Below are 13982 nucleotides of genomic sequence, written 5' to 3'. Positions count from 1 at the left end.
TCAAAGCTGGGAGGCGCGGCGCCGTTCGAGCAGGACGGTGTCGCGCCACCGGCCGTCGAGCCGGCCAATGCGCTCGCGAACCCCGACCGTGCGGAACCCGGCGCCGTGGTGCAACGCGACGCTGTTGCGGTTCTCCGGGAAGATCGACGTCTGCAGCGTCCACAGCTCGCCCTCGTCGGCGGCCGTGACCAGCTGGTGCATGAGGGCCTTGCCGACGCCGCGGCCGCGGAACTTCTCCCCCACGTACACCGAGGTCTCGGCGACACCCGCGTAGCAGTCGCGGGTGGACACCGTCGCCGCGGCGGCCCAGCCGGCGATCTGGCCGTCGACCTCGGCGATCCACCGGTGCCCGCGCAGCCACTTCGCCTCGAGGTCGGCGCGCGGCGGGACCTCGGTTTCGAAGGTCGCGTCGCCGGTGGCGATGCCTTCGCCGTAGATGCGGCGCACGGCCGGCCAGTCCTTGGCGCGCAGCGGCCGGACGGTGACGTCGGGGGCCAGGTCGTCGGCGCCGGTGGGCTTGGGGGCGAGCAGGCCCATCACGACGTCGGCGGCGTGCGGGAGGCTGACCGCGCAGGACGCGTTGACCGAGACGAGGGTGGCGGTGCCGACCTTGCGCAGCCGCACGAAGCCGACGTCGGCGAGCTTGCGGACGTGGTGGGAGCAGTTGGACTGGCTGATCGCCATCTGCTCGGTCAGCTCGCCGATCGTGACGGCCTTGCCCGCGGCCGCGACGGCGTGCAGGATCCGCACCCGCGTGGTGTCGGCGAGGCAAGCGAACCATTCGGCGTAGGTCGCGGCGTCCTCGGCGGGCAGCAGCGCGGCGTCCGGCGCGGTGGTCGTCATGCCTCCGATTGTGCCTCACCCGGGTGAGGGATCGACGGCCGTCGATGGTTCAGGTGCTCTGCAGCTCGACGATCCGCTCGGCGTCGGCGAGGTCGGCGACGACCTGGGCGCGGTCCTCACCGGCCGCGATCACGTGCCCGTACCGGGCCAGGTAGGCCCTCGGCGGGAGCGCGAGTTTCGTGCCGGGTCCGGCGGTGCCGAGGGCCTCGTGGATGGTCGGGCCGAACCGCTCGGGGCGCACGGTGGTGGCGGTGACCTCGCAGTCGCGGGACGGGTAGAGGAAGCGGATCGCCGCGGTCTTGCGCAGCACACGCCGGGGCGTCGGCGGGAGGCCGACGGCGACCTGACCGGCCGCGACGACCGGGTCGGCGCCGGCGGCGAGGATGCCGAGCCGCGGGATGAAGTCGCCGCCGAGGCGTGCGTTGATCTCGACCAGGCGCGGGCCGCGCGGGGTCAGCTTGAACTCGGTGTGGGTGGCTCCGCAGGTGAAGCCGATGCCCTTGTGGACCTGGTCGAGCTGGTCCAGCAGGTCGGCGTCGTCGAACAGCGGGTCATCGGCGTCGACGACGTGGCCGGTCTCCTCGAAGAACGGCTCGAAGCCGGTCTGCTTGCGGGCGATCACCAGCGGGTGGCAGACGCCGTGGTCGACAACGACGTCGACGCTGATCTCCGGCCCGGTGAGCAGCTCCTCGACCAGCACGTCCGCCTCGTAGCGCGGCACGCCGGGCCAGGACGCGCCGGCGGCCGCGGTGAAGGCGTCCGCGACCTGCTCGGCGGTGTCGGCGCGCAGGACGCCGAGGCTGCCGGCCAGCCCGCGGGCCTTGACGACCACCGGGTAGCCGATGTCCTCGGCCGCGGCGACCGCGTCCTCGGCGGAGGCAACCGGACGGGATGCCGGCTGCGGCACCCCGGCGTCAGCCAGGGTTGAGCGGGTGGCGGCCTTGTCCCGGCACGCCTGGACGGCTTCCGGCGGGCTGCCGGGCAGACCGGCGTCCTGAGCGAAGCGCGCGACGGCGGTGACCAGCGATTCGTCGTAGGTCAGTACGCCGTCCGGCCGGAACTCGAGCTTGCCCGCGGCGTCGGCGAGGGCAGCGGGGTCGCGGGTGTCGGTGACGGTCACACCGTCGACGTGCTCGGTCTGCCAGGTGGGGTCGACCGCGTCGAGCAGCCACAGCCGGAAGTGCGGGCGCAGGGCGGCCAGGATGTACTCGCGGTAGCGGCGGTCCCCGCTGCCGACCAGCAACAGCGCCGGGTGCTCGGTCACGACGTCCTTTCCAGCGGAAGCGGGTCGTTCCCGTCGCGGGTGGCCAGCAGGCCGAGCACGGCGTTGGCGGCGGTGGGCAGCCCGACCTCGCAGTTGTGGTTGATCGCGTAGAGGATGCTGGTCCCGGAGCGGCGGCGGGTCACGAACCGGACCTGGGACAGGATCTTGAGGTGGTGCGAGACCGTGGGCTGGGAGATGCCGAGGTGGTCCACGATCGCGCCGACGGGAACCGGGTCACTCTGCTGGGCCAGGAAGTGCACGATCATGACCCGGTTCGCGTCCGACAGCGCGTGGAACCAGCGGGCGTAGGACTCGGCGGTCTCCCGCTCCAGCTTGTGCTCGCTCACTCACCCAGGCTAGCGAGCCAAGATGAACACCAGCGCCGCGACGACCCCCGCGACGGGCGGAGTGACCAGCCAGGCGATCAGGAAGTTCCGGACGGTCCCGCCGGAAATCCGGCTCAGGTTCGGTCCGGCGGACCCGGCGATCGCGCCGGTCGACACGTGCGTGGTCGACATCGGCAGCCCGGCCCCGGCACCGACCCCGACGAGGGCGGCGGTGGTCAGGTTGGCCAGGAAGCCTTCGCGGTGGTTCATCTTGACCACGCCTTCGCCGAGCTTCTCCGCGACCCGCATCCCGCCCAGCAGTGATCCGGCGGCCATGGCGGCGGTCACCAGGATCATGATGTGCCACGGCTTCATCCCGGCCGGGACCAGGGCGAACGCGCCGATGGCGACGATCTTCGGGGTGTCGTTGAGGCCGCGGGCGAAGCCGGTGGCGCCGCTGGTGAACCAGTGCGCCGCGGTCATGAACTTCGCGGAGGTCTTCTCCGGCGTCACCACGGGCGCCGTCTGCACGGCGACGTCCCCGCCGCCGGAGGACGTGACCGGCGGGGTGGCCGCGGACCGGCGCTTGTTCGCGGTGCCGGTGGCGACGGCGAGGATCAGCGTGATGGCGTAGGCGACGACGATGCTGACCAGCAGGGGCGTGACCAGCTTGCTGCCGACGGCGCTCCAGGAGACGCCACCGGTGCTCATCAGCAGGCCGGCGCCGACCATGCCGCCGATCAGGGCGTGCGTGGTCGAGACCGGGAGCCGCAGGATGGTGGCCAGCCCGACCCAGAACGCGGCCCCGGCGAGCACGGCGACGGCGAACGCGTCGGTCGTGGCGCCGGTGATGATGCCCTTGGAGAACAAGGCGGTCATCTTCGACGCGAGGCCGAGTGAGAAGACGCAGCCGATCAGCGTCGTGATCGTGCCCCAGATGATTGCCGTCTTGTACTTGGTCACTCCGGCCCCGGCCAGGGTGGCGACGCCCTTGGGGACGTCGTTGCTGCCGTTGACCGCCGCCAGCGCGGCGACCAGGACGAACACGACTATCGCGGTGAAAGACATCCAGGTACTCCCCTCAGTGATCGAAAACCTCGGTGGTCAGCAGCAGCCGCTGTCGGGCCCGCACTCGTCGGCGTCCGGCTTGCGGGCGCGGATGATCGCGGAATGCATGCCGTCGGCGGCGTCCTGGGTGAACACGACCTCGGCGCCGGTCAGCCCGACCTCGGCCAGCAGCGAGAGGTACTCGGCCTGGGACAGGGCGCCGGCGATGCACTGGCTGACGCCGCCGCGCTCGGCCCGGTCGGCAGGTGTGAGGTGGTCCTCGGCGACGACATCGGTGATTCCGAGCCGGCCGCCCGGCGCGAGGACGCGCGCCATTTCGGCGAACACCGCGGGCTTGTCCAGCGACAGGTTGATCACGCAGTTGGAGATGATGACGTCGACCGTGGCGGCGGGGAGCGGGATCTGCTCGATGGTGCCCTTGAGCAGGATGACGTTGCCGACCTCGGCGTCCTCGATGTTCTGCCGGGCGACGGCGAGCATCTCCTCGAGGAAGTCCAGGCCGAAGACCTGCCCGTCCGGGCCGACGCGGCGCGCGGACAGGATGAGGTCCAGTCCGGCGCCGGAGCCGAGGTCCAGGACGGTCTCGCCGTCGCGCAGCTCGGCCACGGCGGTCGGGTTGCCGCAGCCGAGGCTGGCCAGCAGCGCGGCGTCGGTGGCTTCGTCCGGGCCGATGTCGCCGTAGGCGCCGGGCCCGAACCGCGTCGGGTCCGGGGCACAGCAGCTCTTCGCCTCCGCGGCCTCGGCGGCCTTTCCGCGGTAGTAGTCCTGGATCTCGGCGGTGGTGGTGTCCGTCATGGTCGTCTTTCGGGGTCAGGCGCCGGTGGCGGCGAGCCGGTGGACCGGGGTGGGATAGCCGGGTTTGAACGACACCGGTGCGGTGGCCGCGGAACGGGCGCCGGTGGCGGCGTTCGCCGTGGCCACGGCATCGCGGACGGCGGCGTCGAGTTCGGCGGGCTCACAAGCGACTCGGGCGTTGACGATCACCCTCGCCGTTGTGGCCGTCCTCTCGGCAGCCCGGTCGACCGTCGGGTCCGCGCCGGCGGCGGTGAGGCTGAGCTTGGCGAAGTCGCCGTCGCCGGCCTCGACGGTGAGCTTGGCGTGCCCCACAACGGCTCCGGCGCAGTTCGCCCAGCTGCCGAGGGTGGCGAGCACCTGACGTCCCCACGCGGTGAGGTCGAGCGGCACCTCCGAGGTCAGCTGCACGTCCTGGTTCATCCAGGCCAGCTGGGCTTCGGCGGCGGCGTAGCGGTCGTAGTCGACCTGCAGGTCGACCGCCTGGTTGCCGGACGGGCCGTCCCACGCCTTGACCAGGTCGTCGACCCGGTCGCCCGCTTTGGCGCTGTAGCCGACGACCGTCGCGTTCGGGTAGTCGGCGGACAGCCGCGCCATCAGCTCGGTGGCCCGGTCCGGTGCGATCGTGTCGAGCTTGTTCACGGCGATGACGTCGGCTTCGATCAGCTGCTGCCGGAACAGGTACGACAGGTCCGACTCGGGCTCACCTCGTTCGGCGGCGCGGTCGAAGGCCAGGTACCGCAACGGGTCGATGACTGTCGTGAGTGGACTGACGACCATGCTGTCGCCGTAGTAGGCGCGCAGCGGCCGGACCACCGTGGCTTGCAGGTCGGTGCACGAGCCGACGGCCTCGGCGATCACCGTGTCCACCGGGGTGTCGCCGGCGCCGTCGACGAGAGCGCGGATGGTGTCGACGAGGTCCTCGAAGCGGCAGCAGAAGCAGCCGCCGGTGACTTCGGCGACGGAGTCGAGCTTGCTGCGCACCAAGGCGGTGTCGACGAGCTCGACGCCCTGGTCGTTGGTGATCACCGCGACGCGGCGGCCCTGCTCCTGCAGCGCCTGCGCGGTGGCGATCATCGTGGTGGTCTTGCCGGCCCCGAGGAACCCGGTCAGCGGCACGAAGGTGATCACGAACGTTCCTCCAGTGATTTCAGCCGTCGGAGCAGCAGGCGCCGGAGCCACCGGAAACGACCGGCAGCGGAGTACGGGTGGCGGCGGGGGCATCGCCGAACGCGACGCGGCGGCTGGCGCCGAAGGCGTCCATCCACTTCGCGACCTGCGGGCGCAGTTCCGGATCGGACACGACCATCGCGGTGGTCACCGGCCGCGGGGAGCAGCCACGCAGCGCCTTCGCCTGGTGCGCGCCCGCACCGAACTCGACGGTGCGCAGTCCTTCGGCGTAGGCGTCGCGGACCGGGGCGTCCAGGACGAGGGCGAAGTAAATGCCGCTGCGCTCGCCGATGGCGGCGTAGTCGAAGCCCGCCCACTTCGGGAACAGCCGGTGGTGCTTGCGGATCACGACGCAGGTGGCGACCAGCGCACCGTCCTTGGTACCGAGGTAGGCGCGGACGTCCGCGCGGGCGTCCAGCAGGGCGGTCAGGACGTCGACGATGTGGGCGGGTTCCTCGCCAGCGCCGTTCTTCTCCCGGTTGAGGCAGGTCAGCTCGGCGATGCGGGTGACGTAGGGGCGGATGGCTTCGCCGTCGACGCGCTCGACCCGTACCCCGGCGGCCTCGGCGCGGCGGACGTCGCTCTTGATCCGCTGGCGCTTCTTCAGCGGCAGCGCGGCCAGGTGGCCGTCCCAGGAGTCGGCGTCGAGGCGCAGGTAGTCCTCGTAGCCCCAGAAGGTGCTGTGCCCGCCGACCTGCTGCAGCGCGGTGACGATTGCGTCGTTGCCGCTGCGCCCGGAGATCCACGGCGCGACGACGCACTTGATCCCCTGCTCGAACGCCGCCGGCACCAGCTCGGACACCAGCTGCGCCATCAGGCTCGGCGTCCAGAAGTTGTAGGCCACTTCGGTGCGGTAGCCCAGCGGGGATCCCAGCAGCAGAGCCGGGAAGAACGGCTCGGTGCCCAGCGCGTCGACCTCGCCGCTGATGCAGGCGTCGGTCTGCGCGCCGCAGCAGACTTCTTCGCCGGTCGGCGCTTGCCATCCGAGGTAGGTGCGCGGCTCGTGGTCGACGACCGGCGGTGTGGTCATCACATAGCCGGGCAGCAGCGCGAGTTCACCACGGGCCCGGCTCGCGACCGTGTGCCACGGCTGCAGGTCGGTCAGCGCCTTCTCGCTCGCCCCGAGCCAGGTCGGGCCGAGGTAGGGGAAGACGTCGGTGAGGTCGGCCAGCTCACCTTTCCAGTCCAGGTCCGGCAGTCCCTGCCCGGTTTTCACCACGACGCGCGGTGCTCCACCCATTGCTTCCTGTCCCTCCCGATCCGGTTCCGGCCTGGCTCAGCACTTCACGCAGCAGCGGACCTTGCCGACGTCTTCGGCGTCGGCGCGGCGTTCGATCCACAGGTCCTCGACGCGGCGGTCGGGGTGGGTCCATTCGACCCACAGGCCGCGGTCGACGGTGGCGATGTCCTCCATCCACGGGGAGGACAGCAGTGGCGAGCCCTTGAACAGCAGCAGGCGGGTCTGCAGCGCGGTCGGGTCGGTGACCTTCGCCAGCCCGGTGTCGACGAGGAAGTCCTCGAAGGTGAGCAGCTCCTCGTACTCGATCCACGGCGTGAACGGGATGAACGTCGGGTAGAGCACGAACCCGATCCGCTCGGCTTCGGCGATCGCGGCGCGCATGTGGTCGACGTCGATGTGCTTGTCGAAAATCCGCAGGATCCGGTTGGAGGGGAACTCCAGCGCCGAGGTCACCTTCACCAAGCCGAGCGACACGAGCTCGGTGAGTTCCTTCTGGTAGCTGAGGATGTGGTCGACGCGCGTGGTGAACTCGAAGGTGATCGGCCCGATCTCGTCGACCAGGCGGCGGACGACACCGGCGCCGATGGTGCGGGAGTTGAAGAATTCGGCGTCGATGAAGCAGAAGTGCCGCACGCCTTCCTCGGCCAGCTGCAGGCAGTCGGCCAGGACGGTGTCGGCGTTGTACGCGGCGACTCCCCCGTCGTAGGCGCCGTACACCGAGCAGTACGTGCACTTGTGGTGGCAGCCACGGGTGGTCTCGACGTTGCCCATCAACCCGAAGGGTGAATGGTGCGCCGGATAATGCACCAAAGAGGGGAACAAATCACGAGCCGGGGCCGGGACGGTGATGCGCCGGTGTGACGGTTTCGGCCGCATTCCCTTCTCGGTCATCGATGCCGGCACGGTGGCGACGTCGCGCTCGCCCCGGGCCACCTCGGCGAGTTCGGTGGCGACGAGTTCTGGTTCTTCCATCACGATCGCGTCGACCGTTTCGAGGAACCGGCGGTGGTTCATCTGGGCGTACTGCCCGAAGGCGACCAGCTTGGCGCCACTGAAGGATTCCCGCAGCCGGGCCGCGAGGTTCAGACCACGCTCGACGCCCTCGAACTGCTGCACCGACAGCAGGACCAGGTCGAATTCACCGTCCGGCACGGCATCCGGGTGCTTGTGGGCGTCCCAGCCCACGACGTCGGCGTCCTGCGCCCGCATCGCGGCGCCGGCGCACGCGGAGGTCAGCGGCTGCAGCTCGGCTTCGAAGGCGGACGCGACCAGTACACGCGCAGCGGGCATGCTTCCCCCACAACTGAATCGGACAAAAAGGATTGGTTCCCCCAGTGGAACCGGCCCGGCGGCGGGCCTTTCCTCGTACGAGGGATGACGATTGCATGCTTCAGCGATACATGTCAATGGATCGATAAACGCAGGTAGATCACGGTTTTCAAGGTGGTAATTCATCCTTTCGGACGTTGTGATCACGCCTCGACGGGCTCCGTGAAGCGCGGATCGCCCGCCACGTGCAAGGTATGGACCGCCACCCTTTAATCGACTAGCATCGATGAAAGCTGGGGGAAGCTGCGCGTCCTCGGCACCGCGAAACCGGTCCCCGATGTCAAGGATGGTGGCATGGACAAGATCCTCGAGGTCCTGCGCTTGGCCTGGGAGAATTTGGTCGACCTGAGCATCTTCTTCTTCATCGCCCTGGCGATCGCCGCGACCGTCGACCTGCTCTACCTCGACATCGTCGCCCGCCGCTCGTTCCGCAAGCACGGACTGCTGGGCGTCCTGTTCACCACGTGCCTCGGCGCGTTCAGCCCGTTCTGCTCCTTCACCGTCATCCCGCTGATCCGCAAGCTGCTGCGCGGCGGCGTGCCGCTGTCGGCGGTGATGTCGTTCTGGATCGCTTCTCCCGCAATGGATCCGCCGATCTTCGCGTTGACCGCGAAGGAGATCGGGTTGCCACTGGCCACCGCCCGCCTGCTGGGCGCGCTCGTGCTGGCGATCGGCGCCGGCGTCATCATCCTGCTCGTCGAGAAGCGTGGTGGCTTCAAGGACGTGCTGCGCCCGGAGAAGAAGCCCGCCGTCGACGAACGCGAGCGCCACGCCGCGCCGGCCGAGGTCGCGGTGGCCACCGGCGGTGGCACGACCGTCCTCACCGAGGCTCCCGCGTCGACCGGCGGCCCGGCACCCGACGACGACGATGACGACGGCGCCCCGTGGTGGCCGCAGGCGAAGGCGAGCCTGAAGTCGAAGCGGAACTGGCGCATCACCGGCCGGAACTTCCTGCGCGACACCGTGTCCTTGGGCAAGTGGCTGGTCTTCGCGTGCGTCTTCGAAGGCGTCATCCGCGTCTACGTCCCGAACGGCATCATCACCGCCATCCTCGGTGGCGACAAGGGCTGGCTGGCCATCCCGCTCGCCGCGTTCATCAGCATCCCGTTGTACCTCAACGGCGTCGGTGCGATCCCGATCGTCGGCGGCCTGCTGGCGAAGGGTATGGCGCAGGGCGCGGCGGTGACGTTCCTGCTCGCCGGATCGGTGACGACGATCCCGGCCATGGTCGCCGTCCGCAGCGTGGTCAACAACAAGGTGTTCGCGCTCTACATCGCCTTCGGCATGCTGGGCAGCATCCTGCTCGGGTTCCTCGCGCAGCTGCTCCTGTGAACTCGTGCCGGGCGGGCGTCCCCCCGCGCCCGCCCGGCACGCCTCTCGACCGGTTCTCATTGTCCTGGAGGGACTTCTCGTGACGTCGGTGCCCGAGGTTCTGTTCGTCTGCATCCACAACGCCGGTCGCTCACAGATGGCCGCCGCGTTCCTGCGCCACCACGGCGGCGACCGGGTCGTCGTCCGCTCGGCAGGTTCAGCTCCCGCGGAGACCATCAACCCGGCGGTCGCCGAAGTCATGGCGGAACGCGGCATCGACCTCACCGGCGAGCAGCCGAAGAAGCTGACCACCGAGAACGTCCAGCGTTCCGACGTCGTCATCACGATGGGCTGCGGCGACGCCTGCCCGGTCTTTCCCGGCACGCGCTACCTGGACTGGCAGCTCGAGGATCCCGCCGGCCAAGGCGTCGATGCTGTGCGCCCCATCCGTGACGACATCGAGCGCCGCGTTCAGGACCTGATTTTCGAGCTGGTCGGCGCTGCGGCGAACGATACCGGCGCCGCGGCGACGGTGAGCACGCCGAGCACGACGAACGCGGTCGAGTAGCTGCCGGTGATCGCGGCCAGGATCGCGCCGGTGTAGGGGGCGACCGCGGACATGATCGTCAGGGGTGCCGACAGGAGGCCGCTGAGCCGCCCGTAGCCCGCGGTGCCCCACCGGTCCGCGACGGCGGTCGCCTGCAGCAGCGTGAACACGCCGCGCGCCATGCCCGCCAGGACCGAGGCGACCACGAGAGCTCCCGCCGACGTCAGGCTGCCCAGCAGCGTGGTGGTCGCGGCGAGCACGACGATGACGATGGCGGTGCGGGTCCGGACGCCGGTGCGGTTCACCAGCGTCGCGAACCCCAGCCGCCCGGCGACCTGCCCGGCCCCACCCAGCCCGAGCGCGATCGCCGCCGTCCCCGTCGACAGCCCCCGCTCCGCCAGCAGCGCGACGAGGTTGACGACGACCGCGTAGGTGCCGAGCGCGGTCAGGCTGAACGCCGCGACCAGCGCGACGAACGCCGGACTCCGCGCCTCGCTGCGCGGCTTTGACGACTGCTCGGTGTCGACGACGAGCGGCGGCCACGAACGGCGAAGCCCGTACCAGTGCCCGGGCACGGTGATCACCGCCAGCACGGCCGCGAGGACGAGGTAGGTGGTTCGCCAGCTCCAGTTCGCGGCCAGCAGCGCGGTCAGCGGGGCGAACACGGTGCTGGAGAACCCGGCGACGAGCGTCAGCGTCGTCAGCGCGCGAACCCGGTGCGTGCCGTACCAGCGGGTCAGGGCGGCGAACGCCGGCTGGTAGAACGTCGCCGCCATCGCCAGCCCCGCGCAGACCCAAGCGGCGAAGAACCACGGCAGCGTGCGCGCGGTCGCGATCAGCACCACGGCCACCACGCCGGCCACGGACCCGGCGACCATCACCTGCCGCGGACCTCGGCGATCCAGCACCCGCCCGATCACGATGCCCGTCAAGGCGGACACGAGCAGGGCGGCCGACAGCGCCCCGGTGAGCGAGGCAGGCGACCAGCCGGTGTCGCGGGCGATGGCCGGGACCAGCACCGGGAACGCGTAGAACAGCACGCCCCAGCTGACGATCTCGGTGACGCACAAGGTCGCGAGCACCGTCGCGAGCTTGCGCTCCCCGCGGCTCAACGGAGCTCGGCGAGCAGCTCCCGCACCCGGCGATCGATCTCGTCCCGGATCGGCCGGACGTCCTCGACGCCCTTGCCGGCGGGGTCTTCGAGCTGCCAGTCCAGGTACCGCTTGCCGGGGAAGATCGGGCAGGCGTCGCCGCAGCCCATGGTGATCACGACGTCGGCGGCCTCGACCGCGTCGGTCGTCAGCTTCTTCGGGACCTCGCGGGACAGGTCGAGCCCGATTTCGGCCATCGCCTCGCGCACGGCCGGGTTGATGCTCTCGGCGGGCGCGGAGCCGGCCGAGCGGACGTCGACCGCACCGTCGGCGTGGTGGGCGAGCAGCGCGGCGGCCATCTGGGAACGGCCGGCGTTGTGCACGCAGACGAAGAGGACTTCAGGCTTGCCGGTCACGGGTGTTCTCCCCTTCGACGTGCGGAACGGGCAGCATCGTCGCGATGATCGCGGCGAAGACGAGGCCGCACACCGCCGCGACGGCCAGGCCGGTGAACGGCCACAGCGCCAGCACCCAGACCACGCCGGCAAGCGCACCGGCCACTTGGCGGTGCCGGGTCAGCCACATCCAGGTCCGTGTCACCGAGGGCTCCTTGCGAAGCGGCGCCGCAGCGCGAGGGAGACGTACACGAGGGCGACGAGCACGGGAACTTCGATCAGCGGGCCGACGACCCCGGCGAGCGCTTGGCCGCTCGCGGCCCCGAAGGTCGCGATGGCCACGGCGATGGCGAGTTCGAAGTTGTTGCCCGCGGCGGTGAACGCCAGCGTGGTGGTCCGCTCGTAGTTCAGCCCCACGGCCTTGCCCAGCGCGTAGGACCCGGCCCACATCAGTCCGAAGTAGACCAGCAACGGAACGGCGATGCGCACGACGTCGAGCGGGCGGCTGGTGATCTGGTCGCCCTGCAGGGCGAAGAGGATGACGATGGTGAACAGCAGCCCGTACAGCGCGACCGGCCCGACCTTCGGCAGGAACGTGCTCTCGTACCAGTCACGGCCCTTGGCGCCCTCGCCGACGCGGCGGCTGAGGTAGCCGGCGACCAGCGGGATGCCAAGAAAAATCAGCACGCTTTTGGCGATCTGCCACCCGGACACCGCGAGGTCGGCTTGCGGGAGGCCGAGCCAGCCAGGCAGAACCGACAGGTAGAACCACCCCAGCAGGCCGAATGCGATGACCTGGAAGACCGAGTTCAGCGCGACCAGCACCGCGGCGGCTTCCCGGTCGCCGCAGGCGAGGTCGTTCCAGATGATCACCATCGCGATACAGCGCGCGAGACCGACGATGATCAGGCCGGTCCGGTACTCAGGCAGGTCCGGCAGCAGCAACCAGGCGAGGGCGAACATCAAGGCCGGGCCGACGAGCCAGTTCAGCACCAGCGAGGGCCACAGCAGCCGCCGGTCGCGGGTGACCGTGCCGAGCCGGTCGTAGCGGACCTTGGCCAGCACCGGGTACATCATCACCAGCAGCCCGAGCGCGATCGGCAGCGAGATGCCGTCGACCTGCACCGCCGACAGCGCGGAGTTCAGGCCGGGGACCCAGCGCCCGGCCAGCAGCCCCGCGACCATCGCGGCCGCGATCCAGACCGGCAGGAACTTGTCCAGAGTGGACAGGCGCGGCGGTGCTTCGAGCGTCGTCACGCGGTGACCGTTTCGCCGGTGGTGGTGAGCACCGTCGACAACCGCGCCAGCACCTCGGGGTGCACGCGGTAGTAGATCCACGTGCCGCGCCGGTCGCCGGTGATCAACCCGGACTCGCGCAGCACCTTGAGGTGGTGGGAGATGGTCGGACCGGTCAGGTCGAAAGCTTCAGTGAGGTCGCAGACGCACGCTTCGCCGCCGGCGTGGGAGGCGATCAGCGAGAGCAGCCGCAGCCGCACCGGGTCGGCCATCGCCTTGAACAGGTGCGACAGCTCAATCGCCTGGTCCTGCGTCAGCGGCTCCCGCGCCAGGGGCGCGCAGCAGGCGTCCATCGCGACGAGCGGCAGTTGCTTCGACATCCCTCTATATTGACAGACTTACATATAGAGTGCAATCTACTTAGACTGTCATCTATCCAAGGAGGTAGCGACGATGTCCAGGGTGCAACTGGCACTGCGGGTGGGCGACTTGGCGGGGTCGATCGACTTCTACTCGAAGCTCTTCGGCACTGAGCCGGCCAAGCTCCGGCCGGGCTACGCGAACTTCGCGATCGAGGAGCCCGCACTGAAGCTGGTGCTGTTGGAGGGCGAACCAGGCCAGGAAACGGTCATGGACCACCTCGGCGTCGAGGTCTCCTCGACCGACCAGGTCAACGCGGCCACCCAGCGGCTGACCGGCGAAGGCCTCGAGACACTCACCGAGGACGACACCACGTGCTGCTACGCCGTGCAGGACAAGGTGTGGGTCCACGGGCCGGGCAAGGAGCCCTGGGAGGTCTACACGGTGAAGGGCGACTCGACGACGTTCGGCACCGACAGCGCCGCCCTGGCCACCCCGGCGACGTGCTGCACACCGGACGCCGAGACCGGCGCGACGGCCCAGCCGGAGGGCTGCTGCAACTGAAGCCCCTGGAGCCGGTGCGCAATCGAGGGGCGCACCGGCTCCGCTAGTTCCCGACGCGGGAGCTACGGCGTTCGATCATGACGCGTGATGGCAGCCGACACGCTCGGCTTGGCAAGGAACAACGCCGCTTCGGCGCAGAACTGCTCGATGGGCTCGACCGCCCGGGCGTTCCTGGCCGAGCACACCGCCGATCTCTACCAGGACATCCCCGCACCCGGCACAGCGGGCACACCCGGTCGCTGGTGGTGTGCTCGGCCCGTACGGTCGGCAAAGGACAGACCCATGAGGGCGGCTACACGTTCGTCCGAGACCAGTTCACCCAACTCGGGCCGTGGCCAAATCGAAGAGAGCGACCGCGCTGCCGTATTTCCGAGGTCTCCGGCGGAATCGCCGGTACCACACGCGAACTGCCGGAACCCGGGCCGGCCGGATCCGGCCGGCCCGGG

Annotated in this window: 16 protein-coding genes; 3 read left to right on the top strand and 13 right to left on the bottom strand. The window is 70.2% G+C overall.

All coding sequences use genetic code 11. The features are described 5' to 3' along the window. From MUY14_RS08030 to MUY14_RS07995, 8 genes are read right to left on the bottom strand one after another with little or no spacing between them, the layout of a single operon-like run. A complete protein-coding gene (locus tag MUY14_RS08030; protein WP_247022132.1) occupies positions 1-843 on the bottom strand; it encodes a metalloregulator ArsR/SmtB family transcription factor in 843 nt (280 codons plus the stop codon). Between the two features lie 49 nt (positions 844-892). After that, positions 893-2107 (bottom strand): ATP-grasp domain-containing protein, encoded by a 1215-nt coding sequence (locus MUY14_RS08025; RefSeq protein ID WP_247022131.1) that lies wholly within the window; start codon positions 2105-2107, stop codon positions 893-895. Then, a complete protein-coding gene (locus MUY14_RS08020; RefSeq protein WP_247022130.1) occupies positions 2104-2454 on the bottom strand; it encodes a helix-turn-helix transcriptional regulator in 351 nt (116 codons plus the stop codon). The genes MUY14_RS08025 and MUY14_RS08020 overlap by 4 nt, the downstream gene beginning before the upstream one ends. A 9-nt stretch (positions 2455-2463) precedes the next feature. Continuing rightward, positions 2464-3501, bottom strand: coding sequence for an inorganic phosphate transporter (locus MUY14_RS08015; RefSeq protein ID WP_247022129.1), 1038 nt, complete (start codon positions 3499-3501; stop codon positions 2464-2466). 36 nt (positions 3502-3537) lie between these two features. Beyond that, a complete protein-coding gene (locus MUY14_RS08010; RefSeq protein ID WP_247022128.1) occupies positions 3538-4296 on the bottom strand; it encodes a methyltransferase domain-containing protein in 759 nt (252 codons plus the stop codon). 15 nt (positions 4297-4311) lie between these two features. Further along, on the bottom strand, positions 4312-5424 hold the full coding sequence (locus MUY14_RS08005) for a GTP-binding protein (RefSeq protein ID WP_247022127.1): 1113 nt from the start codon (positions 5422-5424) through the stop codon (positions 4312-4314). A gap of 19 nt (positions 5425-5443) precedes the next feature. Further along, positions 5444-6703 carry a GNAT family N-acetyltransferase gene (locus MUY14_RS08000; protein ID WP_247022126.1) on the bottom strand — a complete coding sequence of 420 codons (1260 nt, stop codon included), beginning with the start codon at positions 6701-6703 and terminating at the stop codon, positions 5444-5446. Between the two features lie 36 nt (positions 6704-6739). Further along, on the bottom strand, positions 6740-7993 hold the full coding sequence (locus MUY14_RS07995) for an RCCLKC-tail radical SAM protein (RefSeq protein WP_247022125.1): 1254 nt from the start codon (positions 7991-7993) through the stop codon (positions 6740-6742). Positions 7994-8326: 333 nt separating this feature from the next. Here MUY14_RS07995 and MUY14_RS07990 point away from each other — a divergent pair, with 333 nt between their 5' ends. Together MUY14_RS07990 and MUY14_RS07985 are read left to right on the top strand one after the other, a co-directional pair. Beyond that, positions 8327-9364: a permease gene (locus MUY14_RS07990; protein WP_247022124.1), complete on the top strand. Its 1038-nt coding sequence runs from the start codon at positions 8327-8329 to the stop codon at positions 9362-9364. A 79-nt stretch (positions 9365-9443) separates the two neighbouring features. Continuing rightward, the gene (locus MUY14_RS07985) at positions 9444-9911 is read left to right on the top strand and encodes an arsenate reductase ArsC (RefSeq protein ID WP_247022123.1); all 468 of its coding nucleotides are present in this window, start codon (positions 9444-9446) and stop codon (positions 9909-9911) included. Here MUY14_RS07985 and MUY14_RS07980 read toward each other — a convergent pair. The 5 genes from MUY14_RS07980 to MUY14_RS07960 are packed head-to-tail and all read right to left on the bottom strand — an operon-like array spanning position 9815 to position 12992. After that, the gene (locus MUY14_RS07980; protein WP_247022122.1) at positions 9815-11002 is read right to left on the bottom strand and encodes an MFS transporter; all 1188 of its coding nucleotides are present in this window, start codon (positions 11000-11002) and stop codon (positions 9815-9817) included. The genes MUY14_RS07985 and MUY14_RS07980 overlap by 97 nt on opposite strands. Next, positions 10999-11397: an arsenate reductase ArsC gene (locus MUY14_RS07975; protein ID WP_247022121.1), complete on the bottom strand. Its 399-nt coding sequence runs from the start codon at positions 11395-11397 to the stop codon at positions 10999-11001. Before MUY14_RS07975 ends, MUY14_RS07980 begins: the two co-directional genes overlap by 4 nt. Next, positions 11381-11581: a hypothetical protein gene (locus tag MUY14_RS07970; protein ID WP_247022120.1), complete on the bottom strand. Its 201-nt coding sequence runs from the start codon at positions 11579-11581 to the stop codon at positions 11381-11383. Before MUY14_RS07970 ends, MUY14_RS07975 begins: the two co-directional genes overlap by 17 nt. Beyond that, entirely contained in the window at positions 11578-12633 is a 1056-nt protein-coding gene (gene arsB / locus MUY14_RS07965) for an ACR3 family arsenite efflux transporter (RefSeq protein WP_281506268.1), read from the bottom strand. The genes MUY14_RS07970 and arsB overlap by 4 nt, the downstream gene beginning before the upstream one ends. After that, positions 12630-12992, bottom strand: a complete 363-nt coding sequence (locus tag MUY14_RS07960) for a metalloregulator ArsR/SmtB family transcription factor (RefSeq protein ID WP_247022119.1) — start codon at positions 12990-12992, stop codon at positions 12630-12632. The genes arsB and MUY14_RS07960 overlap by 4 nt, the downstream gene beginning before the upstream one ends. Before the next feature lie 73 nt (positions 12993-13065). Here MUY14_RS07960 and MUY14_RS07955 point away from each other — a divergent pair, with 73 nt between their 5' ends. Beyond that, a complete protein-coding gene (locus MUY14_RS07955) occupies positions 13066-13536 on the top strand; it encodes an ArsI/CadI family heavy metal resistance metalloenzyme (protein WP_247022118.1) in 471 nt (156 codons plus the stop codon). Positions 13537-13982 lie beyond the last annotated feature (446 nt).

This window comes from Amycolatopsis sp. FBCC-B4732 (assembly GCF_023008405.1).
Taxonomy (GTDB): Bacteria; Actinomycetota; Actinomycetes; order Mycobacteriales; family Pseudonocardiaceae; genus Amycolatopsis; species Amycolatopsis pretoriensis_A.
Note: the sequence above shows the minus strand (reverse complement) of the source record. Positions and strands in the feature narration are given on the sequence as shown.